A 24404-nucleotide genomic window follows, 5' to 3' on the forward strand; every position below is an offset into this window, starting at 1 on the left:
TCGGCCGCAGTTTTACTTTCGGACGACGGACGTGACGGGGGACGTGAAGCTGGCGGCGGGGGTGGAGATGGTGATGCCGGGGGACAACGTGACGGTGGACGTGCAGTTGATCACGCCGGTGGCGATGGACAAGGGGTTGCGCTTTGCGATACGAGAAGGCGGGCACACCGTAGGAGCAGGAGCGGTGACGGAGGTATTGGAATAGAGAGCAGAGGATGAGCATCTTGCGAGAAAAAATTCGGATTCGTTTGAAGGCTTTTGATCACCGCATCCTGGACCAGTCCACTTCGGAGATTGTCCAGACGGCCAAGCGCACGGGGGCGCAGGTGGCCGGCCCCATACCGCTTCCGACCACGATCAATCGCTGGACGGTCAATCGCTCGCCGCACGTGGACAAGAAATCGCGGGAGCAGTTTGAGATCCGCACTCATAAACGGTTGATTGATATTTTGGATCCAACGCCGGACACGGTGGAAGCGTTGATGAAACTCGACTTGCCCGCCGGCGTGGACGTCGAGATCAAGGCATTTGGCAAGGAGCACGGGAAGTGAAGCGACCAGCAGCGATCGGCGACCCCTCGGCTTCGCTCGGGGCAGGCCAGCGACCAGTTCAGGATCGCCCGACCGGTCGCTGGGCACCGGGCACGGGGCACTGAACTATGGCGGTACAAGGAATTTTAGGAATCAAACTCGGAATGACCCAGATTTTTTCTCGCTCAGGCGACGCCATCCCTGCCACGGTCATTCAGGCCGGGCCGTGCGTGGTGGTGCAGAAGAAGACGCGGGACAAGGATGGCTACGACGCAGTGCAGCTCGGCCTGGTCGAATTCATCAAGCCGCAGCGGGTCAATAAGCCCAAGACCGGCCATTTCAAGAAGGCCGGCGTGGCCCCGGGGCGGTTTCTGCGCGAGATTCGCAGCGAGACGGGCGGCGAGACAAAAGTCGGCGACAAGGTGCTGGTGGACCAATTCCGGGTCGGAGAAAAAGTGAGCGTTACCGGCATCAGCAAGGGGAAGGGCTTTGCCGGCGGCGTGAAACGGCATCACTTCCGCGGCGGCGGCAGGACTCACGGCTCGATGTTTCACCGCGCGCCCGGTTCGATTGGCGGCAGCTCCTTCCCCGCACGCGTCTGGCCGGGAGCGCGCATGCCGGGCCACATGGGGACGGATCGGGTGACGGTGCGCAACCTCGAGGTGGTGCACATTGATGCCGAAGAAAATTTGCTTCTTGTCCGCGGCGCCGTGCCGGGCGCTGTCGGACGCTACCTGGTGGTGAAGAAAACGAGACAGTAGTTCTTGGAAGAAGGAGAACGCGGGGCAGGGCATGGCGACAGTCGAAGTTAAAAACCTGGAGAACAAGACGGTCGGCAAGCTTGAGTTGGCTGACGCCGTGTTCGCTTGCCGGGTGAACGAGCACGTGCTCTATGAAGCGGTGCGGAACCATCTCGCCGGGCTTCGCGCCGGGACGCATAAGACCAAGACTCGCGGTGAGGTCAGCGGCAGCGGAAGAAAGCCCTGGCGGCAGAAGGGAACGGGGCGGGCCCGCGTGGGTTCGATCCGGTCGCCACTCTGGCGGCACGGCGGCACGGTGCATGGCCCTCAGCCGCGCGACTACAGCTATTCGATCCCGAGGAAAGTTTTGCTGAACGCCTTGCGTTCGGCGCTTTCAGCCAAGTTGGGCGAGCAAAGGTTGACGGTGGTGGATGCCTTTAACCTCGAAAATCATAAGACAAAGCCACTGCGCCAGGCGCTCGACCGCCTGGGCGCAGACGGGTCGGCGTTGATCGTCAGCACAGGCGAAAATCGCAATCTCCTGCTTGCCTCGCGCAACCTCCATGGCGTCAAGCTGATGGCCACCCACGAGCTGCATCCTTACGACGTTCTGGCGCACCAGCGGGTCTTCTTTTCTCAAGACGCTGTTGTGAAACTGCAGAAGGCGATCTTGCCCGAAAAGAGAGAGGCGAGGGAAGCAGAGGAGCCAGGGAAACCCGCTGCCGAGCCGACCACCGCGGAAGCGGCGCCACCCGGCGCGAAGCCGGCAAGGAAAGCGGCCGTGAAGAAACCGGCCCGGGAGAAGAAATCGAAGTCAGCCGCGGCGGGAAAGCCTGCCCGGAAGCCGGCGCCACGGAAGAAGAAGTAGGACTCGAACCATGACCGTCTTCGACATCATCAAGCGGCCGATCATCACCGAGAAAGGTCTCGGGGTAAAAGAAACGCAGGGCACGCTGGTTTTTGCCGTGGACGCCCGCGCCACCAAGACGCAGATCAAGGAAGCGGTGCAACAGATTTTCAAGGTTCGCGTATCGGCTGTGCGCACGTCGAACCTGGTGGGAAAGATGCGCCGCCGCGGCCGCACCGAAGGTTACCGGCCCGATTGGAAGAAGGCCTACGTCAAGCTGGCTGCCGGTGAAAAAATGATTGAGTACGCGGAGAACGTTTAGGGAAGGGGGTAAGTGCCGATGGCTATAAAGACGTACCGACCGTACACCCCATCGCGACGCTTTATCACCGTGCTGGACCGCAGCGAGATCACTGCGGAAAAGCCGCTCAAGAGCCTGACTGGGCCCAAGCCGCGCACCGGCGGCCGCAACAGCCTGGGACGCGTCTCGATGTGGCACCGGGGCGGCGGCCACAAGCGCAGCTACCGCGCCATTGATTTTCGGCGCGACAAGGTCAACGTCCCGGCGAAAGTGGCCTCGATCGAATACGACCCCAATCGTTCCGCCCGCATCGCCCTTTTGCACTACGCGGACGGCGAAAAGCGATACATCCTCCAGCCGCTTGGCCTGGAGGTGGGGCAAACCGTGATGACGGGTCCGTCGGCCGACATTTTGCCGGGCAACGCTCTGCCCTTGCGGAACATTCCGCCGGGCACGCTGATTCACAACATCGAGCTGTATCCGGGCCGCGGCGGGCAGATGGTGCGCGCGGCCGGCGGGGCCGCCCAGCTCGTTTCCAAAGAAGATTCTTACGCGCTCGTCAAGTTGCCCTCAGGCGAAGTGCGCAAGGTCTTGATGGACTGCGTGGCCACGATCGGCCAGGTGGGCAATCTGGATCACGGAAATATCACCATCGGCAAGGCGGGCCGCCAGCGCTGGATGGGAGTGCGGCCCACCACCCGCGGCACGGCCATGAACCCGGTGGACCACCCCCACGGCGGCGGCGAAGGTCGCGTCAAGGGCAAGCACCCGCAAACGCCCTGGGGCAAGCCCACGCTGGGCTACAAGACCCGCCACAACAAACGCACCGACTTTTGGATCGTGGAGCGGCACAAGCCCCGATAACCATCGGGGTGTGAGGAAACTTTATGGCTCGTTCGATAAAAAAGGGACCATTCGTGGATCATCATCTCCGCGAAAAGATCACCGAGCTGAACCATCGCAACGAGAAGAAGGTGGTCAAGACGTGGTCGCGGCGCTCGACCATCCTGCCGGAGATGGTCGGCCACACCTTTGCCGTCCACAACGGCAGGAAGTTTATTCCGGTCTATGTGACGGAACAGATGGTCGGCCATCACCTCGGTGAATTTTCGCCCACGCGGCAATTCCGCGGGCACTCGGTTCGAGTAGCGCTGGAGAAAGCGGCAGCGGCTGCGCCGGGAGCGCCTGCCCCGGCAGCGGGCGGCGCCGCCCCGCCAGGCGCGACTCCGGCAACGCCGAAGGCTTAGGCGGATGGCCTGGAAAAAATCTTGAGGAAGGGTTGAGCCTTTCCTCCGGGGGAAGTGGAAAGGGAACGCGGAGGCGTTCCGCTCCGTTGAGGTTGGCGGATGGTGGAAGCAAGAGCCGTAACCCGATACGTCCGGATGTCGCCGCAGAAGGCCCGGCTGGTTCTGGATCTGATCCGCGGGCGGCAGGCGGACCAGGCCATCCAAACGCTGCGCCTCACTCGCAAGCGCGCGGCCAAGGATATTGAGAAATGCCTGCGTTCCGCCATCGCCAATGCGGAGCAGAAGTCTGAGAAAGTGGATGTGGACAATCTGGTGGTTTCGAAGTGCTGGGTCAACGAAGGCCCGCGCTGGAAGCGCGTTCGACCGGCGCCCTTTGGCCGCGCCTATCGCTATCTGCGCCGCACCGCGCACATCACGATTTTTGTAACGGGTGAGGAAGAGCAGCCCCGGCCGGGCGGCGTGGCCCCCAGGGCCGAGAAAGGCAAGGGGGAAAAGGCAGCGCCCGCGGCGCCGAAAGCGGCCCCCTCGGCGAAGCCCGCATCGGGCAAGGCCAAAGCCGATAAGGAGAAGCCCTAGTGCCTTTCCCAAGGGGTTTGCCTGAGGGTGCATGGCCGGGACGGCCCGTACGGGGCACGGACATTTTTCGCTTGATGGGGAGAAACGATTTGGAACGGCACGAGGAGGATTGACCTTGGGACAGAAGACGCATCCCTATGGATTTCGGATTGGCGTGAACAAGACCTGGGCTTCGCGCTGGTTCGCCAAGAAAGAGTACGCCGATCTGCTGCATGAAGACTTGCAGCTTCGCCGGCAACTCAAGGAAAAACTGCGCACCGCCGGCGTCAGTTCGATTGACATCGAGCGCGCCGCCAACAAGCTGGTCATACGCATTTATACCGCTCGGCCGGGCATTGTCATCGGCCGTAAGGGCGCCGAGATCGAGAAGCTGAAGAGCGAAATCCAAAATCGCACCCACCGCGAGGTGCATATTGACATTCAGGAAGTGCATCGCCCGGAGTTGAATGCCCAACTGGTGGGTGAGTCCATTGCGCTTCAACTTGAGAAACGGGTTGCCTTCCGCCGGGCCATGCGCAAGGCGGTCGATTCCGCCCAGCGGTTTGGCTGCAAGGGGATCAAGGTGCGCGTTTCAGGGCGGTTGAACGGGGCTGAGATTGCCCGCTCGGAATGGTATTTGCAAGGCCGGCTGCCTTTGCAGACCCTGCGGGCGGACATTGACTACGGCCTGGCTGAGGCGCGGACGACCTACGGGGTGATCGGCGTCAAGTGCTGGATCTACCGCGGCGACATCCTGCCCCAACCCAAAGAGAAAAACTCTCCGGCGGGGAGGAGCTAGCGCGTCATGTTGATGCCGAGAAAAGTGAAATACCGCAAGCAACATCGCGGTCGCATGCGCGGCAAGGCCTGGCGCGGCTCCCGGCTTTCTTTCGGCGACTACGGCCTGCGGAGCCTGGAATGTGGCTGGATCACCGACCGGCAAATTGAAGCTGCCCGCATTGCGATCACCCACTTTATCAAGCGCGGCGGCAAGCTTTGGATTCGGATTTTTCCCGACAAGCCCATCACCAAGAAGCCGGCCGAGACGCGCATGGGGAAGGGAAAAGGCGCGCCGGAGCAGTGGGTGGCGGTGGTGAAGCCGGGCCGCATCCTGTTTGAGATGGCGGGAATCGAAGCGGGATTGGCGCAAGAGGCGCTCGAACTGGCGGCCCACAAGATTCCGGTCAGGAGCAAGTTCGTGACGCGCCAGTGGGGAGTCTAGCCGTGGCCCAGAAGCCAGAGAAATGGCGCGAGCTTTCCGAAGCCGAATTGAGGTTGAGGGAAAAGGAATTGATGGAGCAACGCTTTCGGCTGAAATTCCAGATGGCCGCCGGACAGGCGGAGAGCACCACCAAGTTGCGCAACCTGCGGCGTGACCTGGCGCGCGTCAAAACCGTTTTGCGCGAGCGGGAACTGGAGAAGAGCCATGACCGAGGATAGGAGCGAGCGCCGCCGTCGGCAGTCGAAGACGGGCGTGGTTGTCAGCGCGGGCATGAACAAGACGATTGTGGTGCGGGTGACGCGGCTCAAGCAACACCCCTTCTACAAGCGCGTGGTCAAACTCTCGAAGAAGTTTTATGCCCACGACGAGCGCAACGATGCTCGCCCGGGCGATACGGTGCGGATTGTGGAGACCCGGCCGCTTTCCAAGCTCAAGCGGTGGCGGCTGGCCGGGGTGGTGGGGCGGGCGAGCCGCGAAGGAATCGGAGCGAGCGGCCAGGAATAGGAGAAGGCGACCATGATCCAGATGCGAACCTGGCTCACGGTGGCGGATAATTCCGGCCCCCGGCGCATTTCTGCCATCCTGCCCGTCGGCGGCGACGTCGGCTTGAAGGCAGGCCTGGGCGATATCATCACCGCGTCGGTCAAGGAAGCGGCCCCGGACTCGCAAATCAAGAAGGGCAAGGTGGTCAAGGCGGTGGTGGTCAGAACCCGGAAGGAGCACCGCCGTCGCGACGGCACCTATATCCGCTTCGATGACAACGCCGCCGTGCTCATCAACGAAGCGGGTGAGCCGGTGGGCACGCGGGTGTTCGGGCCGGTGGCTCGCGAACTGCGCGAAAAGAAATTTCTGAAGATTATTTCTCTCGCCCCGGAGGTTTGGTAGCGATGGCGCAACCGTTTCCTTTGCTCTCGATTCGGAAGGGCGACACCGTGCGGGTGATTTCCGGCCGCGACAAAGGCAAGACGGGCCGGGTCTTGAGCGTGGAACTCGAAGACAGGCGACTGTTTGTCGAGCACGCCAACATGATCAAGCGCCACACCCGGCCGAACCCGGCCAAGAATATCAAAGGGGGCATTGTCGAGCGGGAAGGGCCGATGGCCATCTCCAACGTGATGCTGGTTTGCCCCGGATGCAACAAACCCACTCGCGTCGGCCATCAGGCGCTTGCCGACGGCACGCGAGTGCGGGTTTGCCGGCGGTGCGGGACGACTTTAGAGAAATAGGGAATGGAGAACAGCGACTGGAGAACGGTGAGGGAAGGGCGCGAGGGGAGATAAGGGATGGCGAGCAGGTTAAAGGAGCGGTACAAAACCAACGTGGTTCCGGCACTGATGAAGGAGTTCGGTTACAAGAACCCGATGGCGGTGCCGCGGCTCGAAAAGATTGTGGTCAACATGGGGGTCGGCGAAGCCACCCAGAATATCAAGATCATGGATGGCGCTGCCCACGAGCTCGCTGCCATCACCGGGCAGAAGCCGATCATCACTCGCGCCAAGAAATCCATCAGCGCTTTCAAAGTGCGCAAAGGGATGCCAATCGGGGCCTGCGTGACCCTGCGGGGTGAGCGCATGTACGAATTTCTAGACCGGCTTTGCAACGTCGCCCTGCCGCGGGTGCGCGACTTCAAAGGGCTGCCGGGCAAAGCGTTTGATGGCCGGGGAAATTACACCCTCGGCCTGCGCGATCAACTGATTTTCCCTGAGATAGACTATTCGCGCGTGGAGAAGATCAAGGGCATGAACATCACGATTGTGACCACGGCCAAGGGGGATCCGGAAGCGGCCGCGCTGCTAAAATTGCTCGGCGTGCCGTTGGGGCCTAGGCCGGTCAGCCCCGGCCTGATCGGCCTGGGGCGGGGAGGTTGAAGACTTTGGCAAGAACCTGTCAGGAAGCGAAGTTGAGAAAAAAACTCAAATACAAGATCCGGCAGCGGAATCGTTGTTTGCTCTGCGGCCGCCCTCGCGGTTACCTCCGCAAATTTCGGCTCTGCCGCATCTGTTTCCGGAATCTGGCCCTGAAGGGTGAAATCCCCGGGGTAGCGAAAGCGAGTTGGTAAAAGAGAGATGAACACGGACCCCGTTGCCGACATGTTGACGCGAATCCGCAATGGCATTCGCGCCCGTCAACCCAAAGTAGATGTGCCGTTCTCGAAGTTCAAGATGGAGCTGGCGCGGATCATCAAGGAAGAAGGTTACATCAGCAGCTTCAAGACGGTGGAGGAGGGAAAGAACCACAAGCTGCTGCGCTTGATGCTGAAGTATACGCCGGGGAAGCAGAGCGTCATCACCGGCATCCGGCGCGTCTCCCGTCCCGGCTGCCGTGTTTACATCGCCAAGTCCGAGGTTCGGCCGGTTTTCGGGGGCATGGGCATCAGCATCATGACCACGCCAAAGGGTTTGATGACCGGCAAAACCGCCCGCCGGATAGGCGTCGGCGGGGAAATACTCTGTGAGATTTGGTAGGCAAGCATGTCGCGTGTGGGCCGAAAACCGATTCCGATTCCGCCCGGTGTCACGGTGCAGGTAACCGATACCGGAGTGGACGTTCAAGGACCCAAGGGCAATCTCCTGGTTCCCATCCCGCCGGGGATTCGCTTTGAAGTGAAGGACGGCCAAGTGCTCGCGCAGCGCGCCAACGACCTTCAAAAAGCGAGGCATGGCCTGGCCCGCGCGCTGGTCAACAACGCGGTCGTCGGCGTGACCAAAGGTTTTCAGAAAGAACTCGATATCGCCGGGGTCGGCTACAAAGCCGAGGTAAAGGTCAACGCGGTCGTCTTTAACCTGGGGTACTCGCACACGATCGATTTTCCCATTCCGCGGGGGATAACGGTGACGGTGGAGAAGCAAACGCACGTGGTGGTGGCGGGGAACGATCGGCAACTGGTCGGCCAGGTGGCCGCGAACATCCGCGGCCTGCACCCGCCCGATCCCTATAAACAGAAAGGCATCCACTACACCGGCGAGACGCTCAAGAAGAAAGCCGGCAAAGCGGCGGCGACTGCCAAGACCTAGTGCCGTGGCCGCCGGGAGGTTGGAGAATGCTTTCGAAGATCTCGCGCAATGAGCACCGACGGCGGGTGCATGCGCGGGTGCGCGCCCGCATGGCAGGCACCGCCGAGCGCCCCCGGCTGAATGTCTATCGTTCGCTCGGACACATTTATGGGCAGCTCGTTGACGATTCTGAGGGAAAGACCCTTGTTTCCGCCTCCAGCCGGGATAACGAAGTGCGCAAAAAGCTGAAGGGCGGCGGAAACGTGGCTGCTGCCAGGGTGATCGGCCAGATCCTTGCTGAACGGGCCAAAGCCCTGGGGGTGACCGCGGTCGTCTTTGACCGTGGCGGATACAAGTATCACGGCCGGGTGAAAGCTCTGGCCGAGGCTGCCCGCGAGGCGGGACTCAAGTTCTGATTCGATCGGCGGTGCGAAGTTCTGACATGGGGAAAACGGCAATCAAAGAGAGGATGGCATTGCGAACTCAGGTGGATGCATCACAGTTGGAGCTGAAGGACCAGGTGGTGTCGATCAACCGCGTCACCAAGGTGGTCAAGGGAGGCAAGAACCTGAGCTTCTCGGCGCTGGTGGTGGTGGGCGATCGCAACGGTCATGTCGGCTACGGCATGGGTAAGGCTCGCGAGGTGGCCATGGCGATACGCAAGGCGATCGAGAGCGGCAAGAAGAGTTTGGTGAAGGTCCATCTGAACGGCACCACCGTCCCGCACCAGGTGATGGGGCAGTACGGCTCCAGCCGGGTGCTGGTGAAGCCGGCGGGCGACGGCACGGGCGTCATCGCCGGCGGGGCCGTCCGGGCGGTCATGCAGGCGGCCGGGATCCAGAATGTGCTGACGAAATCGCTTGGCACCACCAACCCCCACAACGTCCTCAAGGCCACCTTTGACGCGCTCTTGAAGTTGAGGGATCGCGCAGATGTGGCGGCGATGCGGGGCAAGCAAGTGGAAGAGCTTTAGCGAGAGCCGGCTATGGCGAGCAGTAAATGGCTGAAAATCACCTGGGTGCGGAGCACCATCGCTTGCCCGGAAAAACAGCGTCGCATCATCCGCGGGCTGGGTTTTCGCAAGCTTCAGCAGACGGTCGAGCGGCCGGATACGCCGGAGATCCGGGGCATGGTGGCCAAGGTTGCGCACCTGGTGAAAGTTTCCGGTTGAGGAGCATCGCGTGAATTTATCGTCGCTTCATCCGCCCAAAGGCTCGCGCCATCGCAAGCATCGCGTGGGTCGCGGCATGGGTTCGGGGACCGGCAAGACGGCCGGTGCCGGCAACAAGGGGCAGCTTTCGCGCACCGGCTACAGCCGCCGCGGCGGGTTCGAAGGCGGCCAGATGCCTCTCCATCGGCGCATTCCGAAGCGCGGGTTCCACAATCCGTTTCGGAAAGAGTTTACCATCGTGAATCTGGATCAACTGGCCGCCTTTGCCGCGGGCGAAACCATTACCCCGGAGCGGCTCGAAGAGGCGGGGCTGGTCAAGCAGGTGCGCGACGGCATCAAGATTCTGGGCGACGGCGAGCTGAAGGCAGCTCTCACTGTTCAGGCACATGCCTTCAGCAAGTCGGCTCGCGAAAAAATTCTTCAGGCGGGAGGGAAGGTTGAAGTTCTGGGAAGCGCTACGTAACGTCTTTCGCATCCCTGATCTCCGCAAGCGCCTGCTCTTTACGCTGGCCGTGCTCGCCGTCTATCGCCTCGGCGCGCACATCCCCACACCGGGCATCAATGCTGAGCTGCTCCGGCAGTTTTTTGAGCAGAACCGGGGCACGCTGCTGGGGCTGATTGACATCTTCTCCGGCGGCAGTTTTCGGAGCATGACCATCTTTGCCCTGGGGATCATGCCTTACATCACCGCCTCGATCATCTTGCAGTTGCTGACGGTAGTCTGGCCGTACCTCGAGCGGCTGCAAAAAGAGGGCGAACTGGGCCGTCGCAAGATCACCCAGTACACGCGCTACCTCACCGTGGTCCTGGGCGCGTTTCAATCCATGACGATCGCGCTCACCTTGATGAAGCAGTCGGGGCCGGGCCAGGCCTCCTTCGTGACGACTCCCGGCCTCAGTTTCATTTTGATGACGATGATCACCTTCACGGCCGGCACCGCCTTCATCATGTGGCTGGGCGAGCAGATTTCCGACCGTGGGGTGGGGAATGGCATGTCGCTTTTGATCTTCGCCGGGATTGTCGTCGGCCTGCCCCGGGCGGTTTTCGATCTCTGGGAGAAGATCAGCATTCAGGCGTGGGGAAGCTTTACGGGGCTCGCGGTCATCTTGCTGCTTATCGGGATGGTGGTGGTGGTCGGCTTCATCGTATTTTTCGAGGGCGGCCAGCACCGCGTCCCGGTGCAGTATGCCAAGCGGGTAGTGGGCAGAAAGATGATGGGCGGGCAGATGACTTACTTGCCCGTGCGGGTGAATTCGGGCGGCGTGATCCCGCCCATCTTTGCCTCGTCCATCCTCACTTTCCCGCAGACCATTGCGATGTTCTTCCGGGAGAAGTCCCAGTTCATGGACTCCTTCGCCAAGGCGCTGATGTGGGGCGAGCCGCTCTATACCCTGCTCTATATCCTGTTCATCATCTTTTTCGCGTACTTCTATATTTCGATTATTTTCAATCCGACCGAGCTTGCCGAAAATATGCGCAAATACGGCGGGTTCATTCCGGGGATCCGGCCGGGGCGAAACACCTCGGAATATATCAACAAGATCTTGACGCGCTTGACCTTTGTCGGCGGGGTCTATCTGGCCGCGATTTGCGTTCTCCCGGAATGGATGATTTCCGGGATCAAGTTGCAGCATTTGCCGCTGATGGGCGGCTGGATTGACGCCCATTTCCCGCGATGGATCCTGGAAGGCCTTGGCGTCCAATTCTATTTTGGCGGGACCTCGCTGTTGATCGTGGTGGGGGTGGCCATGGACACGGTCCGTCAAATCGAGGCTCAGCTCGTTATGCGGCACTACGATGGCTTTGTCCGCAAGGGCCGCATTCGGGGAAGGCGTGGCTAGCAAGAGGAAAAAGGCCATGGCCACCCGCCAAAAGGCGGCGGGGTCGCCGGGCGCGTTTATCCTGCTCGGGCCGCCGGGAGCCGGCAAGGGGACTCAGGCGAAGGAACTGGCCCGGCGTTGCGGTATCCCGCAGATTGCCACGGGCGACATCCTGCGCGAGGCTGTCCGCCGGGAAACGCCGCTCGGGCTCGAGGCCAAAGCGGTGATGGCTCGGGGCGAGCTGGTAAGCGACGACATGGTTTGCGCCATCGTCGAGCAACGCATCAAGCAGGACGACTGCAAGAACGGCTTTATCCTCGACGGCTTTCCGCGGACGATGGCTCAGGCCGAGCGGCTGGATCAGATTTTGACCGCCGCTGGCTGGGGCCGGCCGAAGGTGATTTACCTGGCGGTGGGCATGGAGGAACTGATGCGACGGCTGGCGGGCCGGCGCGGTTGCAAGGTTTGCGGTCGTATCTACAACATCTACGATCGGCCGCCGCGCGTGGAAGGTCGCTGCGATGACGACGGCAGCGAACTTACCCGGCGTCACGATGATAGCCGGGAAGCCGTCGTCCGGGCGCGCTTCGAAGCCTACGAAAAAGAAACCGCGCCGCTTGTCGAGTATTACCGGCGCAGCGGGAAGGTTCATCGGGTGGACGGAAAGCTCTCGCTCGAGCAGGTGACCCGTGAGGTGCTGAAATTGTGTCGAGCCTATGATCATATGCAAAGCAAAGGCCGAGCTTGAAAAGATGCACCGTGCCGGGATGGTTGTGTACGACCTGCTGGAGGCGCTGCGGAAGATGGTCGGGCCGGGGGTGGCCACCCTGGATTTGGAACGTGAAGCGGAACGCCGCATCGCTCAGGCAGGCGCCATGGCGGCCTTCAAGGGATACATGAATTATCCCTGCGTGCTCTGTACCTCGGTGAATAGCGAGATCGTGCATGGGATCCCATCCGAGCGGAAACTGGCGGCCGGAGACATTCTTTCGATTGACGTGGGCGTCTCGCTCGATGGCTACTTTGCCGACGCCGCCATCACCGTTCCGGTGGGCCGGGTGAGGCCCGAGCTGGACAAGCTTTTGCGCGTGACCGAGGAGGCTCTTGACAAGGCGATTGGGAAGGTGGTGCTCTCGAACCGCCTGTCGGACATCTCCGCCGCCATCCAGGAGCACGTGGAAGGGAACGGCTTAACGGTGGTTCGCGATTTTGTCGGCCACGGCATCGGAACGCAGTTGCACGAAGACCCCCAACTGCCCAACTACGGCCATGCCGGCCATGGCCCTCGGCTGAAAGAAGGCATGGTGCTGGCGATCGAGCCGATGGTCAACACCGGCGCGGCCGGCGTCAGGATTTTGGAGGACCGCTGGACGGCGGTCACCGAGGATGGCGGCTACTCCGCTCATTTCGAACACTGCGTCGCCGTCACGCAAAACGGGCCCTGGGTGCTGACCCGGCCCTGATGGAGGAGGTACCGGCCGGCCCGGCGTCCATGCGGGCGGCATAGGAGAATATGGCAAAGCAGCGCTACCCTGAGAAGAAGCGCAACACGGAGGAATCGGGAAAAGAAGACGCCATTGAGGTAATGGCTACCGTGATCGAACCCTTGCCCAACGCCATGTTTCGCGTGCAACTGGAGAACAAGCACGTGGTGCTGGCTCACATCTCCGGCCGGATGCGGAAAAACTTCATTCGCATCCTGCCGGGCGACAAGGTAGCGGTGGAGCTTTCGGCTTACGATCTGTCGCGCGGCCGCATTGTCTATCGTTATAAGTAGTCCGGGGGAGAACGTGAAAGTGCGCTCATCGGTGAAACGGATATGTGATAAATGCAAGATCATTCGCCGCCGCGGCGTCGTTCGGGTGATTTGCAAAAACCCGAAACATAAGCAACGGCAAGGATAATCGCTATTCGTTTTTCGCCATTCGTCAACCGCGGAGCCGGGTCCGGTTGACGATGGGCGAGGGACGAGGGAGGAAAGGAAGAGCAGGAATGGCAAGAATCTCTGGAGTGGATTTACCGCCCAACAAGAGAATGTTCGTCGGGCTCACGTCCATTTATGGCATCGGGCAGCCCCGCGCCCGCAGCATCTGTGCCAAGTCGCGGGTGGACGTGATGAAAAAGGTGAAAGACCTCACCGATGAGGAGATCACCCGCATTCGGCGGACGATCGAAGAGGAAGGTGGTGTCGAGGGCGATCTGCGCAAGGAGATCTCGCAAAATATTCGTACTCTGATCGAGATGGGAGCCTACCGCGGCCTGCGCCATCGACGAAATCTTCCCGTCCGGGGCCAGCGGACGCATACCAACGCTCGCACCCGCAAGGGCCCGCGCAAAGGCGCTATCGCCACCAAGAAGCGGGTCATGGTCAGGAAATAGGTTTTGAGCTTGAGGCGGTTCCGGCTGAAACGGAGAGGTGAACTGTGGCAAAAAAAGGAGCGCAACCGGCTGCCCCGCCCACCGTGGCGAAGGCCGCTAAACGCAAGAAGGAGTTCAAAAAGAAGCGAGAGAAGCGAGTGGTGCCTGCCGGGATCGCCCACATTGCGGCGACGTTCAACAACACGTTCGTGACCATAACCGACATGGAGGGAAATGTTCTGGCGTGGTCCTCGGCTGGATCGCTGGGCTTCAAAGGCTCGCGCAAAGGCACGCCCTTTGCCGCGCAGCAGGCGGGTGCCAGGTGCGCCAGCTCGGCCCGCGAGCATTACAGCATGAAGTCGGTGGAAGTGCGCGTGAAAGGCCCCGGCTCGGGACGCGAATCGGCGATCCGGGCTGTGGCAAGCGGCGGCATCATGATCACCTCCATCAAGGATGCTACGCCCATTCCGCACAACGGCTGCCGGCCGCCCAAGCGGCGAAGAGTTTGAAGCAGTCTGCCGTCCGCGGTCGGCTGTTCGCAGCCAAGGCAACTTGGCTGGGCGGCGGCCGGCGGACGGCCGACCTGGGATAAGGAGAAGACGTTGGCACGATACCGTGAAGCAGTCTGTCGCCTCTGTCGGCGTGAGGGCATCAAACTTTTCCTGAAAGGGGAGCGGTGCTTCTCCGACAAATGCGCCATTGAAAAGCGCAATTTTCCGCCCGGCCAACACGGCTCGGGACGCCGCCCGAAGAGCAAGCTGGTGGGCTACGGCCTCCAGCTCCGAGAAAAGCAAAGGACCAAGCGCGTCTATGGCGTGCTGGAACGGCAATTCCGGAACTATTTTGACAAGGCCGAGCGGCAGAAGGGGGTCACGGGGGAGAACCTGCTCTATCAGTTGGAGCGGCGGCTGGATACGGTTGCGCATCGCCTGGGCCTGGCCAGTTCGCGGGCGCATGCCCGGCAGTTGGTTCTCCACGGCCACGTTCGGGTGAACGGGAGGAAGATCAATATCCCTTCGTACCTGGTCAACACGGGTGATGAAATCTCCTTGAAAGAGGGTTTGCACCAGAACGTGGAGGCCATGCGGGCGCGTGACCTGGCCCAGGGCCGGTCGGTGCCTTCCTGGTTGGAGGTGGACCGCCAGCACTTCAAGGGCCGGGTCCTTGGCCTCCCCAAGCGCGAGGAGATCGTCACGCCGCCCATCCAGGAACAGTTGATCGTGGAATTGTACAGCAGATAGTCAGGCGTTCGCCGGCCACCGCCAGGCTGGATTTTTGGGCGGGGGACAGCGGAGGAGAAGGTTTTCGCTTAGCCCTGACGGGCCAGGGAGGTTAAAGAGAATGTGGAAAGGCTTTCAGAAACCCAAGCGTTTGGCAACGGATCCAGAAACGATGACGGATCGTTATGGAAAATTTTCAGCACAGCCATTTGAGCGAGGCTGGGGCACGACCGTCGGCAACGCCATCCGTCGCGCGCTCTTGAGCTCGATTGAGGGAGCAGCCATCACCGCAGTCAAGATAGAGGGGGTGCTGCATGAGTTCTCGCCCATTCCCGGTGTCACTGAGGATGCCACCGACATCATCCTCAACGTGAAACAGATCCCCTTCAAGTTGAACAGCGATCACCCCAAAACGATCTACCTCAACTGGGACAAGCCCGGGGTGGTGACTTCCGGGATGATTGAAGAAGATGCCGACTTTACCGTCCTGGACAAGAATCTTCACATGGCCACGGTGGCCGAGGGGGGAAAGCTGGCCATCGAAATGCGTCTGAAGAATGGCCGCGGATACGTTTCCGCCGACCACAACTTTGACGAGGATCTGCCCATCGGTTACATCCCGATTGACTCGGTGCATTCGCCGGTGCGCAAGGCCAACTATGCGGTCGAGGCGGCTCGGCTCGGGCAGATGACGGACTACGAGCGGCTGTCGTTTGAGGTTTGGACAAACGGCGCCGTCACGCCCCAGGATGCCATGGGTTTGGCCGCCAAGCTCGTCAAGGACCATATGGCCATCTTCATCGGCTTTGAGGAGACTCCGGAAGTCGAAGAGGAGCCGACCGAAGCGGCCTATGATTATCGCGCCGAACATCTCGATCGCTCCGTCGAAGAGCTGGAGCTTTCCGTCCGCTCTTACAACTGCCTGAAGAACGCCAACATCCAGAGCATCCGCGAACTCGTTCAGAAGACCGAAGCCGACATGCTCAAGACCAAGAATTTCGGTCGCAAGTCGCTCAACGAGATCAAGGAGATTCTGCAAACCATGGGCCTGTGCCTGGGGATGAGGCTTGATGAGCACGGCCGGATCGTCTGGCCGCCCCTCTCGGCCATTCCATCGCTCACCCCCCCGGCGGAAGAACCCCCGCCCACGCTCTGAGAGGAAAGGGACCGATGCGACATCTCAAGGCAGGCAGCAAACTCGGCAGAAATCCGGCTCATCGCCGGGCCACCCTCCGCAACCTCGTCACCAATTTGCTCGAGCACGAGCGCATTACCACTACCGCGGCCCGGGCCAAGGCCATGCGTCCCATTGTCGAGCAGATGATTACTCTCGGCAAGCGGGAATCGCTCCATGCCCGCCGCCAGGCTGCTTCCTATATCACCCACCCGCCGGTGGTGGCCAAACTGTTTGAGACCATCGCCCCGCGCTTTGCCGACCGGCCGGGCGGCTACACCCGCATCATTCACGCCGGCTTCGGCAGGGGCGACGGCCGGGACATCGCCATTATCGAGCTGCTCGGCGCCAAACTCCGCAAGCGCCAAAGGGCGAAGGACAAGACCAAAAAGGCATGAGGAAGCACCGGAAGCAGAAAAGAAATCATACGGGGGCAGTGTAATTCCGCCTGTTCCCGGGCGCCGGTGCAGCCGGCGCCCTTTTTCTTTCGGCAGCCCCCTGCCGCCGATCACAACGAGCGCAGAAAGTCGAGCAAGGCTTGGCGTTCCACTGCCGACAACGCCCCGAAACGCGACCGCACCGTGCTCGCCTCGCCAGCATGCGTGAGAATGGCGTCCTCGATCGTGGCGGCGCGGCCGTCGTGCAGCAAAGGCGACCGGGTGCGCAGGCCCCAGAGGGCGGGGGTGCGAATTTCGTTGGGTCGCGCATCGTCCTGAGCGATCCCGTCACCCGTTCCGATGTCGTGCAGCAGGAGATCGGAAAACAGCGGCACTGGTTTGCGGTCGAGCGCCGCAACCGCACTCGGCCCGGTCGTCAAGCTGGGAGTATGGCAACTGGCGCAGCCGATCTGATGGAAAACCAATTCGCCCTGCCGCACGGAATCGGTGAGCGGGCCCCGCGGCGGCGGCGCCAGAAAGCGCATGAAATTGGCGAACTTGTCCACGCCGCTCCGGCCGGTCGCCGGGTCGGGTAAATCTTCCGGGTCGGCAATCCGATCCACCAGCGCCAAAAGAGCCTCGTCTCCATTCGGCGCGTTCTCTTGCGGAAAAAGTTCGTTGGTGATTCCCATTTCGTTTCTGTAGGCGTCGCCGGCAAAGGACTTGAGAGTTGCGTGCTGTGCCTTCCAGCCGAATCGCCCGACACGTTGCTGGCCACTGGCCACGTCGGCGACGCGGTGGACACGGCCGGCGACGCCCGGCGGTTTGGCGGTAAGATTGGCCAGGGCAAGAATGGCCTCGTCGGGAATAGCTTCCACCAATCCATTTCCAAAAAGAGGGATGGAACGGCGAAAGGCCACCACGTTAGCGTCGGCCGGAATGATCTCCTGCGCGAGGTGGGGCGGGATCGAGAACATGTTCATGAGCGATCCGCCGGGAGGCTCGTGAAACGTCCCACTTGCATCCAGCCGTCCGGCGCGCACCTCGTTGATAAATCCTCCGCCCCCGACCGTCGGAACGGAATGACACTGGGCGCAGGAAAGGCCATTAAAGATCGGTCCCAGTCCCTCCTCAGCCGTCTCGACCTCCAGGAAATCATCTCGGCCTTCGCCAAAAAGTTCCAGTTGCTGCGGCGTCAGGCCCGGCAGTGGCTGTCCAAAACCGGCGGCAGCAGCCTCGCCGGGCGGGGGAGGATTTTGAGGAAAGGCGGGAACGGACGTGCCGCAACTCATCAAGGAAAGCTCCGCGGCGACCGCGGCCACGGTAGCCCACACAAGAAACGGCCTGGCTTTCTGGTTTGCTGGCTTCATAGTTGCTTTCCCTCGCTACTCGACGATGATGAGGCCGCGCATGGCGTTGTGACCTGCGCCGCAGGCCCGCGAACACTCGAAAACATACTGACCCGCCTCAGCAAAGTGTATTCTCACTTTTTTCTCCCCTTTTCCCTGCGCTGGAATCATCACGTTAACGCCGAGGCGGCGGATGTAGAAGCCGTGGTAGGTATCCTCGCTGGTCAAAACAAACTCAACCGTCGCGCCGCGCTTGAGCTTGATGCGGGAAGGGATATAGCTGAACCGCTCGGCTATGATAGCGATGCGGCGGTCCGGTGGCGGTTCCTCCCTCTGGCTGTGCATCCAGGCAGGCACGGGTACCAAGAAGACCGCAAGCAGGGCAGAAACGATTGTTAGAAATGGCTTCTTCACGGTTTTTCCTTTCAGAACCACCAGCCGATGCCGAGATTGAATCGGTTGGGAATGGGTATCACGTCGCTCCGGTTGCGCAGGAACTGATAGTCCAGTTTCAAGGCAACATCGGGATGGGGGCGGTAGCTGATGCCGAGGGTGTACGCCGTGCGGTCGAATTGCGGCAGGGGTTGGAAGCCCGGTGCCATGCGATGCTGCGTATTGAAGCGCTCAAGGCGAAAGAAGGGAGCAAGGTCGGCCTCGACCCGTCCGGGCGGGAGCAGGTGGTAAGCGGCCTCAAGGTAGTAGCCGAGCGAGCTTTTAGCGATGTTGGGATTGACGCCGGTCTGTTGCAGCAAGGCACGGTTCAGTTCGGCGGTGCGGCTGACCCAGAGCTGGGCGAACTGCCCGCGGAAATCGAAGCGACGGAAGCGATACCGGCCATCGAACTCGAACAAACCGAGCCGCGGGTCAAGGTTCTGAAAACGGAAGCCGGTGTTTGCCACGAAGAAGCTCGTGCCGAGCGTCAGCCGGGGGACGCCTCGATACTCGACTCGCCCGGTCACGCCAAGATCGCTGACCACGGAGAAGAGTCCGCTCTGCCGCCCGCCGCGGATGCCCTCGCCGGCGCTGAACCCGGCGGCGTCCGGCGGGGCCATGGCGTACAGCTTGTAGGTAAAGCCTCGCCCGAGGTCCCCGTAGATTCCAAAGCCGGCATCGAACCAGGTCGTCGGGATGATCAACGTATCCACAAACGGCCGCTCCACGCCGTAGAAGGCCGGCGGCTCGTGTCGCTCATTGAGGATTCCGATGGGGGCAAGCAGGATGCCGGCCCGAAAGTTGATCTCTGGCTTCACAAAGAAATCGAGAAAGGCCTGCTCGATCTCTAACTCGCCTGACTCCTCGCCGCCCTCGACCAGGGCGTGCTCCACCTCCACCTCCGACCAAAACTTGATGCGCGGCGAAAAGCTGTGGCCGAAGAGCAGCACAAAGCGATGAAAGTCGAGTATGGTCGGCTGGCCGCTAGCCTGGTTGAGATGCATCTCCATGTAGCCGGAGTAAGGCGGGGTGGTCATGGCTTCGTTCTCAGCCGGTGGCGGAGAGGGCGCTGAAACCAATTGCTCTTGAGCCGCCGGGGCCGGCGCGGGGATGTTTGCTGCCTGTGTGCGAGCCGACAATTCCGCCACGCGAGACTCCAGCCGCTCGAGACGCTCTTCCAGCGTCCCGCCAGGGGAGCCCTCAGCCGGCCGTAGGCGCCATTGCCTCTCAAGCTGGAGGACCCTCTGCTCCAGAGTCGCCAGCCGCTCTTCGGCCGGAGCAGCGGGACTCGGCGGGGAAGGGGATTGCTGGCTGTGCGCGGGCGAAAGCCAAAGGGCAAGGCCGAGCAGGAAAAACACAAACCGATGAAAAGAGAAGCAAGGGGCGCGGCGCTTCATGGTCAACTCCTGTGCGTTAGGTTTTTTTCGAATGCCGTTCCAACCTGATCTCCCTGCCACGCCATGATCGGGATGGATGGCAGGGATGACCCACACCGGGCGGCGACGAGTCGGGGTCACGACTCGTCCGATTCGTATCTATGGCTTGGAACGGCCCTAAAACCTCCATCCATCCGATCGTGTGATCCCCAGCGAAGTGAATGCCCGGCTGCGACGCGCCGAGCGAGCCCTCATCCGGCCAAGCAGGTCTCTCTTCAGACGGGGATGACCGTCGAGCAACAGTAGAAATTCATGGAGCCGCTGGGCGGCAATGGGCGAAAGGCCGTGCTCGAGCTTGCAGGCGTCGCCCTCAGCTTTTCTGGCAGGCAGACCCAGGATATCCCTCAGTAACGTCACCAGGTCGCCATGCCGGTGAGAAAGGCATTGAGCCAGGTGCTGTCCGGAAGGCGAGAGGCGGATGGTGCCCCGATGGCGATGTTCGAGGAGTCGCATCTTGGCAATCGCCGCGACCGTGCGGGTGACGGTGGGCAAACGCACGCCCAGGCGGCGGGCGATGTCCGTCACGCGGACCTCCGCTCGGCGCTGGCCAAGCGACCAGATGGCCTCGATATAGTCTTCGCGAGCAGGCGACAACATAAACTACCTATGGGTAATTACCATTGGGTAAGATAATCCTAGACCGGGCTTTTCCTTTTGTCAAGGCAGAATGGGGGCACCGGGCTTGCCGTCCGGGTGGCGGGAAGTGGGCAAGGCAACGGTTGCCGGCCGAGCCCATCTGGGATAAAAACTGTCTGACGAACGGTTGCTTCACTTGGAGGGATCGCTCCGAGGATGACGCGGAGGAGATTATCCCGGAATGTTCGCGCACTGGGCGTGGTGGCCTTTTTCAATGACCTCTCGAGCGAAATGATTTACTGGGTGCTGCCCTATTTCGTCACCAGCGTGCTCGGCGCGGGTCCTCTCTTCCTGGGTCTGATCGAATCGGTCGCGGAAAGCGTAGCGGGTTTTTCGAAGCTCCTCTCCGGCTATCTCGCCGATCGGTGGCATCGTCGGAAGCCGATGGTGGTGGCCGGATATTTGCTCGCCAACGTCGCCAAGCCCCTGCTCGCCCTGGTTCAGAGTTGGTCTCAGGTGTTTGCCATCCGGAGCGCCGACCGCTTCGGCAAAGGCATGCGCGCTGCGCCACGCGACCTCATGATTGCCGAATCGTCGGAGCCCGGCTCACTGGGCAGCGCCTTTGGCTTTCGGCAGGCGATGGATTCCGCCGGCGCCATCGCCGGGCCTCTTCTCGCCTTGGTTCTGCTGGCGACGATCGTGGGCGACCTCCGGCACCTTTTCCTGCTCGCCGCTATTCCTGGACTTTTCAGCGTCTTCCTGGTTGCCGTGCGTGTTCGGGAAACTTCTCACGCGCCCCGGCCGCGAACCGGTTCGGGAGGGGAACCGGCCGGGGCGTCGCTCGGCCGGCGGTACTACCTGTTGCTGGCCGCCACGGCTCTCTTTGGGCTCGCCAATTCCAGCGACCTGCTGCTCATCCTGCGGGCGCAAAATCTCGGTATGCAGCCCGCGCTCGCGCCGGCGCTGGGTTTGGTCTTCAACAGCGTCTATGCTCTGGCTGCCTGGCCGGCCGGGTATCTATCCGACCGGATGTCCCGCAAGCGCGTGATTGCGCTTGGCTACTTTCTCTTTGCCCTTGTCTATTGTGGATTTGCCGTCGGGCCAGCGGTGCGGATGGTATGGGCGCTCTTTGCGCTCTACGGCTTGTACTACGCTCTGACGGAGGGGGTGGTGCGGGCGCTGGTGGCGGAGCTTGTGACGGAAGGGAACCGAGGCCGGGCTTACGGCTTGATGGGGTTTGTGAGCAGCCTATCGTTGCTTTGCGCGAGCACCCTCGCCGGCTGGCTCTGGCAACACTATGGCCCCGGCGTGCCTTTCTATTTCTCGAGCGGTGTCTCCTTTCTCGCCGTGCTTCTTATTTTGTTGATTTGAAGCGCCCACTCGCCTCTGCCAAGCCACAACAGCAACTGTGCGGCCAGCGCCCCCAAGGAATCAATTCCAACGTCACCGAACGCGCCGGTGCGCTGGGCAGCGAAGAGCTGATGGAGCTCGTCGGCCCCGGCATAGAGGCCTGAGACGAGGAGTGCGGCCAGCGACCATCGGCGGTGCCAGCCGCTGCGTCCGCGGCGAAGAGCGCGAAAAAGCAGCAGGCTGAGAATGAAATAGGCAAGGAAATGAGCCAGTTTCCGCACCACGCCATGCAGAACCTGGATCTCCTCCGGCGAGAGACCCGGGAACAAGTAGCTCGCGAACCGTATAAAGTATCCCCAGGTATGCCCGCTCGAAAACCAGTTCGAGGAAAACAGGGCTATGATTCCCGCCCAGAGTACGGCCGGCCACCAGTGGCTCCACCGGCTGCTGCCGGAAAAAGCGGAAGGGCGCTCTCGAGGGGAGGGGTTCATTCAATGCGGTAGTTGGGCGCTTCCTTGGTGATGATGACGTCGTGGACGTGGCTTTCGCGCAAGCCGGCGCTGGTGATGCGGATGAACTTCGCTTTCTCCTGCAGTTCGGCAATGGTGCAGCAACCGCAATAGCCCATGCCCGAGCGGAGCCCGCCCACGAGCTGCTCGACCAGGCCTGCCAGCGGGCCCTTGCAGGGGACGCGGCCCTCGACTCCTTCGGGGACGGTCTTGTCCCGCGGGGCAGTCTCTTGCCCATAGCGGTCGGCCGTGCCGGTGTCCATGGCGCCGATCGAACCCATGCCGCGGTAGGACTTGAAGGTGCGGCCCTGAAAGAGAATCGTTTCTCCCGGACTCTCGTCGGTCCCGGCAAAAAGGCTGCCAATCATGACGGTGGAAGCGCCGGCGGCAATGGCTTTGCTGACGTCGCCCGAATATTTGATGCCGCCGTCGGCGATGATGGGCACGCCCGTCCCCTGGGTGGCGCGGGCGGCTTCAGCAATGGCCGTCAGTTGCGGCACGCCTGCCCCGGTCACAATCCGGGTCGTGCAAATCGAGCCCGGGCCCACGCCCACCTTGAGCCCGTCTATGCCGAGGGCCGCCAGTTCCTTGGCGCCGTCGTAGGTGCCGACGTTACCGGCAATCAAGTCGACATCCGGGAATTTCTTCTTGAGGGCGCGGACAGCCTCGATCACCCGCTCGGTGTGGCCATGAGCGGTATCGAGGGCGAGGACGTCGGCCTTGGCCCTGAGCATTTCCTGGGCTCGCTCGAGAAAATCTCCGGTGGCGCCGATCGCCGCCCCTACCCGCAAGCGTCCGTGAGCGTCCTTGGTAGCGCCCGGGAACTGGATTCGCTTCTGGATGTCTTTTACGGTGATCAGCCCTTTGAGGTTGAAATCTTTGTCCACCACCAGCAACTTTTCAATGCGGTGTTGCTGGAGAATGCGCTCAGCATCTTCGAGCGTCGTGCCCACCGGCACGGTGACCAATTTCTCTTTGGTCATCACTTCGGCCACCTTGAGGTCGAGCCGCTTCTCAAAGCGCAAGTCGCGGTTGGTCAGGATGCCCACCAGCCGCGGGCCGCGGGTGACCGGGAGGCCGGAAATGCGGTAGTTCCCCATGATCTCAAGTGCTTCTTCGATCTTCGCCTCCGGGGAGATCGTTACCGGGTCCACAATCATGCCGCTTTCCGAGCGCTTGACCCGGTCCACTTCCTCGGCCTGCCTCTCCACCGGCATGCCGCGATGGATGATCCCGATCCCGCCGTGGCGGGCCAGAGCGATCGCCAATCGCGATTCCGTCACCGTGTCCATCGCCGCGCTCACGATGGGAACTCCCAGCTCAACGTTCCGGGTCAAACGAGTGGTGGTGTCCACCCCTGCGGGCAAGACGGAAGAGCGTCCGGGGAGCAAGAGCACGTCATCAAAGGTAAGCGCTTCGGGAGGCGAAACCTGGAGCATAAGTCCCTCAATCCTGCGGCGGGAGAAGATGAGCGTTCGCCGCAGGCGTGCCCGAATCGGGCCACGTAAACTGGCTATTCTAGGGTTTACCGCCCAAAGGGTCAAGGATGCCTACTGGGATGCTGAAAAACCACCCCAAAGTGTCATTCCGAGGCCACACGGTTCTTATGGGGCCGAGGAATCTGCTTTGTCGTCAGCTCCTTGCAAAGCACAAGCAGATTCCTCGCTTCGCTCGGAATGACAAGGGCACCACTTTTTCAGCACACTGCTAAGGTCCTCGAACGATGCGGCGAATACTGTTCCCGGTGGTGAAATAGATGTTTCCATCCGGGCCGGTCACAATGTCGAGCAAAGAAGCGCTCGGATCCGTAAAAATCGTCTCTGACTCCGTGATCCTTTCATTCTGGCCTTCGTCCACGACATAGCGGCGAACCTGGCCATCGTTAAACGCCACCAGAAACAGATGCCGCGACCACTGCGTGAACAGGCTACCCGTGTAAAACATGATCCCGGTCGGCGCAATCACGGGCGTGAAACGCACCAGGGGCTGAATGAACCCTGCTGTTTGGTCGCCGCAAGGATAATTCGGTCGCCAGCCATAATTTCCTTGAGAAACGATGCGGTTCACTTCGTCGTCGCAGGTCGGGCCATTTTCCGAAGCATACACCGTGCCGGTCGAAGGGTGGAACGTAAAGTCAAAACTGTTGCGCAGCCCCAGAGCAAAGATCGGGCTGTTCGGGTCGCCCGGAACCGTGCCG

Annotated in this window: 38 protein-coding genes and 2 pseudogenes; 33 read left to right on the forward strand and 7 right to left on the reverse strand. The window is 61.5% G+C overall.

Going from position 1 to position 24404, the window contains the following annotated elements; translation table 11 throughout:
• The 32 genes and pseudogenes from tuf to rplQ form a co-directional block, all read left to right on the forward strand.
• Nucleotides 1-205 (forward strand): elongation factor Tu (gene tuf, locus VIH17_11870; GenBank protein ID HEY4683927.1); only part of this gene is annotated, 205 nt, incomplete at its 5' end.
• Between the two features lie 16 nt (nt 206-221).
• The gene (rpsJ, locus tag VIH17_11875; GenBank protein ID HEY4683928.1) at nt 222-551 is read left to right on the forward strand and encodes a 30S ribosomal protein S10; all 330 of its coding nucleotides are present in this window, start codon (nt 222-224) and stop codon (nt 549-551) included.
• Nucleotides 552-658: 107 nt separating this feature from the next.
• Entirely contained in the window at nt 659-1291 is a 633-nt protein-coding gene (gene rplC, locus VIH17_11880) for a 50S ribosomal protein L3 (protein ID HEY4683929.1), read from the forward strand.
• Nucleotides 1292-1322: 31 nt separating this feature from the next.
• On the forward strand, nt 1323-2138 hold the full coding sequence (rplD, locus tag VIH17_11885; GenBank protein ID HEY4683930.1) for a 50S ribosomal protein L4: 816 nt from the start codon (nt 1323-1325) through the stop codon (nt 2136-2138).
• A 10-nt stretch (nt 2139-2148) separates the two neighbouring features.
• Entirely contained in the window at nt 2149-2439 is a 291-nt protein-coding gene (locus VIH17_11890; GenBank protein ID HEY4683931.1) for a 50S ribosomal protein L23, read from the forward strand.
• An 18-nt stretch (nt 2440-2457) separates the two neighbouring features.
• On the forward strand, nt 2458-3282 hold the full coding sequence (rplB, locus tag VIH17_11895) for a 50S ribosomal protein L2 (GenBank protein ID HEY4683932.1): 825 nt from the start codon (nt 2458-2460) through the stop codon (nt 3280-3282).
• A gap of 23 nt (nt 3283-3305) precedes the next feature.
• Nucleotides 3306-3557 (forward strand): annotated as a pseudogene (rpsS, locus tag VIH17_11900) (30S ribosomal protein S19).
• Nucleotides 3558-3764: 207 nt separating this feature from the next.
• A pseudogene (gene rplV, locus VIH17_11905) lies at nt 3765-4094 on the forward strand (50S ribosomal protein L22).
• Between the two features lie 262 nt (nt 4095-4356).
• Nucleotides 4357-5019 carry a 30S ribosomal protein S3 gene (rpsC, locus tag VIH17_11910; GenBank protein ID HEY4683933.1) on the forward strand — a complete coding sequence of 221 codons (663 nt, stop codon included), beginning with the start codon at nt 4357-4359 and terminating at the stop codon, nt 5017-5019.
• 6 nt (nt 5020-5025) lie between these two features.
• Complete coding sequence (gene rplP, locus VIH17_11915; GenBank protein ID HEY4683934.1) at nt 5026-5442, forward strand: 50S ribosomal protein L16; 417 nt, start codon at nt 5026-5028, stop codon at nt 5440-5442.
• Between the two features lie 2 nt (nt 5443-5444).
• A complete protein-coding gene (gene rpmC / locus VIH17_11920; protein HEY4683935.1) occupies nt 5445-5660 on the forward strand; it encodes a 50S ribosomal protein L29 in 216 nt (71 codons plus the stop codon).
• The gene (rpsQ, locus tag VIH17_11925) at nt 5647-5946 is read left to right on the forward strand and encodes a 30S ribosomal protein S17 (GenBank protein ID HEY4683936.1); all 300 of its coding nucleotides are present in this window, start codon (nt 5647-5649) and stop codon (nt 5944-5946) included. The genes rpmC and rpsQ overlap by 14 nt, the downstream gene beginning before the upstream one ends.
• A 12-nt stretch (nt 5947-5958) precedes the next feature.
• On the forward strand, nt 5959-6327 hold the full coding sequence (gene rplN, locus VIH17_11930; GenBank protein ID HEY4683937.1) for a 50S ribosomal protein L14: 369 nt from the start codon (nt 5959-5961) through the stop codon (nt 6325-6327).
• 2 nt (nt 6328-6329) lie between these two features.
• A complete protein-coding gene (gene rplX, locus VIH17_11935) occupies nt 6330-6668 on the forward strand; it encodes a 50S ribosomal protein L24 (protein HEY4683938.1) in 339 nt (112 codons plus the stop codon).
• A gap of 57 nt (nt 6669-6725) precedes the next feature.
• Complete coding sequence (gene rplE / locus VIH17_11940) at nt 6726-7310, forward strand: 50S ribosomal protein L5 (GenBank protein HEY4683939.1); 585 nt, start codon at nt 6726-6728, stop codon at nt 7308-7310.
• A gap of 5 nt (nt 7311-7315) precedes the next feature.
• Nucleotides 7316-7501, forward strand: a complete 186-nt coding sequence (locus tag VIH17_11945; GenBank protein ID HEY4683940.1) for a type Z 30S ribosomal protein S14 — start codon at nt 7316-7318, stop codon at nt 7499-7501.
• A gap of 7 nt (nt 7502-7508) precedes the next feature.
• Nucleotides 7509-7907: a 30S ribosomal protein S8 gene (gene rpsH, locus VIH17_11950; GenBank protein ID HEY4683941.1), complete on the forward strand. Its 399-nt coding sequence runs from the start codon at nt 7509-7511 to the stop codon at nt 7905-7907.
• Nucleotides 7908-7922: 15 nt separating this feature from the next.
• Entirely contained in the window at nt 7923-8456 is a 534-nt protein-coding gene (gene rplF, locus VIH17_11955) for a 50S ribosomal protein L6 (protein HEY4683942.1), read from the forward strand.
• Nucleotides 8457-8482: 26 nt separating this feature from the next.
• The gene (gene rplR, locus VIH17_11960) at nt 8483-8851 is read left to right on the forward strand and encodes a 50S ribosomal protein L18 (GenBank protein HEY4683943.1); all 369 of its coding nucleotides are present in this window, start codon (nt 8483-8485) and stop codon (nt 8849-8851) included.
• A 53-nt stretch (nt 8852-8904) separates the two neighbouring features.
• Nucleotides 8905-9408, forward strand: a complete 504-nt coding sequence (rpsE, locus tag VIH17_11965) for a 30S ribosomal protein S5 (GenBank protein ID HEY4683944.1) — start codon at nt 8905-8907, stop codon at nt 9406-9408.
• A gap of 12 nt (nt 9409-9420) precedes the next feature.
• Nucleotides 9421-9606, forward strand: a complete 186-nt coding sequence (gene rpmD, locus VIH17_11970; GenBank protein HEY4683945.1) for a 50S ribosomal protein L30 — start codon at nt 9421-9423, stop codon at nt 9604-9606.
• A 10-nt stretch (nt 9607-9616) separates the two neighbouring features.
• On the forward strand, nt 9617-10069 hold the full coding sequence (rplO, locus tag VIH17_11975; protein ID HEY4683946.1) for a 50S ribosomal protein L15: 453 nt from the start codon (nt 9617-9619) through the stop codon (nt 10067-10069).
• Nucleotides 10044-11447 (forward strand): preprotein translocase subunit SecY, encoded by a 1404-nt coding sequence (gene secY / locus VIH17_11980; protein ID HEY4683947.1) that lies wholly within the window; start codon nt 10044-10046, stop codon nt 11445-11447. Before rplO ends, secY begins: the two co-directional genes overlap by 26 nt.
• Before the next feature lie 16 nt (nt 11448-11463).
• On the forward strand, nt 11464-12174 hold the full coding sequence (locus tag VIH17_11985) for an adenylate kinase (protein HEY4683948.1): 711 nt from the start codon (nt 11464-11466) through the stop codon (nt 12172-12174).
• On the forward strand, nt 12143-12889 hold the full coding sequence (map, locus tag VIH17_11990; GenBank protein ID HEY4683949.1) for a type I methionyl aminopeptidase: 747 nt from the start codon (nt 12143-12145) through the stop codon (nt 12887-12889). The genes VIH17_11985 and map overlap by 32 nt, the downstream gene beginning before the upstream one ends.
• 50 nt (nt 12890-12939) lie before the next feature.
• A complete protein-coding gene (gene infA, locus VIH17_11995; protein HEY4683950.1) occupies nt 12940-13203 on the forward strand; it encodes a translation initiation factor IF-1 in 264 nt (87 codons plus the stop codon).
• 13 nt (nt 13204-13216) lie between these two features.
• Nucleotides 13217-13330, forward strand: a complete 114-nt coding sequence (gene rpmJ, locus VIH17_12000; GenBank protein HEY4683951.1) for a 50S ribosomal protein L36 — start codon at nt 13217-13219, stop codon at nt 13328-13330.
• 88 nt (nt 13331-13418) lie between these two features.
• Complete coding sequence (rpsM, locus tag VIH17_12005; protein HEY4683952.1) at nt 13419-13805, forward strand: 30S ribosomal protein S13; 387 nt, start codon at nt 13419-13421, stop codon at nt 13803-13805.
• An 83-nt stretch (nt 13806-13888) separates the two neighbouring features.
• The gene (gene rpsK / locus VIH17_12010; protein ID HEY4683953.1) at nt 13889-14293 is read left to right on the forward strand and encodes a 30S ribosomal protein S11; all 405 of its coding nucleotides are present in this window, start codon (nt 13889-13891) and stop codon (nt 14291-14293) included.
• Nucleotides 14294-14386: 93 nt separating this feature from the next.
• Nucleotides 14387-15025, forward strand: a complete 639-nt coding sequence (rpsD, locus tag VIH17_12015; protein ID HEY4683954.1) for a 30S ribosomal protein S4 — start codon at nt 14387-14389, stop codon at nt 15023-15025.
• 100 nt (nt 15026-15125) lie between these two features.
• Nucleotides 15126-16160 carry a DNA-directed RNA polymerase subunit alpha gene (locus tag VIH17_12020; protein HEY4683955.1) on the forward strand — a complete coding sequence of 345 codons (1035 nt, stop codon included), beginning with the start codon at nt 15126-15128 and terminating at the stop codon, nt 16158-16160.
• A gap of 14 nt (nt 16161-16174) precedes the next feature.
• Nucleotides 16175-16576 (forward strand): 50S ribosomal protein L17, encoded by a 402-nt coding sequence (gene rplQ, locus VIH17_12025; protein HEY4683956.1) that lies wholly within the window; start codon nt 16175-16177, stop codon nt 16574-16576.
• A 110-nt stretch (nt 16577-16686) separates the two neighbouring features.
• Here rplQ and VIH17_12030 read toward each other — a convergent pair whose 3' ends face one another.
• From VIH17_12030 to VIH17_12045, 4 genes are all read right to left on the reverse strand, one after another.
• Nucleotides 16687-17925: a di-heme oxidoredictase family protein gene (locus VIH17_12030; GenBank protein HEY4683957.1), complete on the reverse strand. Its 1239-nt coding sequence runs from the start codon at nt 17923-17925 to the stop codon at nt 16687-16689.
• Nucleotides 17926-17940: 15 nt separating this feature from the next.
• Nucleotides 17941-18318, reverse strand: a complete 378-nt coding sequence (locus VIH17_12035) for a cupredoxin domain-containing protein (protein HEY4683958.1) — start codon at nt 18316-18318, stop codon at nt 17941-17943.
• An 11-nt stretch (nt 18319-18329) separates the two neighbouring features.
• Complete coding sequence (locus VIH17_12040) at nt 18330-19733, reverse strand: hypothetical protein (GenBank protein HEY4683959.1); 1404 nt, start codon at nt 19731-19733, stop codon at nt 18330-18332.
• A 156-nt stretch (nt 19734-19889) separates the two neighbouring features.
• Nucleotides 19890-20369, reverse strand: coding sequence for a metal-dependent transcriptional regulator (locus VIH17_12045; GenBank protein HEY4683960.1), 480 nt, complete (start codon nt 20367-20369; stop codon nt 19890-19892).
• Between the two features lie 195 nt (nt 20370-20564).
• Here VIH17_12045 and VIH17_12050 point away from each other — a divergent pair, with 195 nt between their 5' ends.
• Entirely contained in the window at nt 20565-21719 is a 1155-nt protein-coding gene (locus VIH17_12050) for an MFS transporter (GenBank protein ID HEY4683961.1), read from the forward strand.
• Here the strand turns inward: VIH17_12050 and VIH17_12055 are convergent.
• The 3 genes from VIH17_12055 to VIH17_12065 form a co-directional block, all read right to left on the reverse strand.
• Complete coding sequence (locus VIH17_12055) at nt 21665-22189, reverse strand: VanZ family protein (GenBank protein ID HEY4683962.1); 525 nt, start codon at nt 22187-22189, stop codon at nt 21665-21667. The genes VIH17_12050 and VIH17_12055 overlap by 55 nt on opposite strands.
• Nucleotides 22186-23646 (reverse strand): IMP dehydrogenase, encoded by a 1461-nt coding sequence (gene guaB / locus VIH17_12060; GenBank protein HEY4683963.1) that lies wholly within the window; start codon nt 23644-23646, stop codon nt 22186-22188. The genes VIH17_12055 and guaB overlap by 4 nt, the downstream gene beginning before the upstream one ends.
• A 268-nt stretch (nt 23647-23914) precedes the next feature.
• The coding region (locus VIH17_12065; protein ID HEY4683964.1) for a PQQ-dependent sugar dehydrogenase at nt 23915-24404 on the reverse strand (490 nt) is incomplete at its 5' end.

The sequence above is a fragment of the Candidatus Acidiferrales bacterium genome (assembly GCA_036514995.1).
GTDB lineage: Bacteria > Acidobacteriota > Terriglobia > Acidiferrales > DATBWB01 > DATBWB01.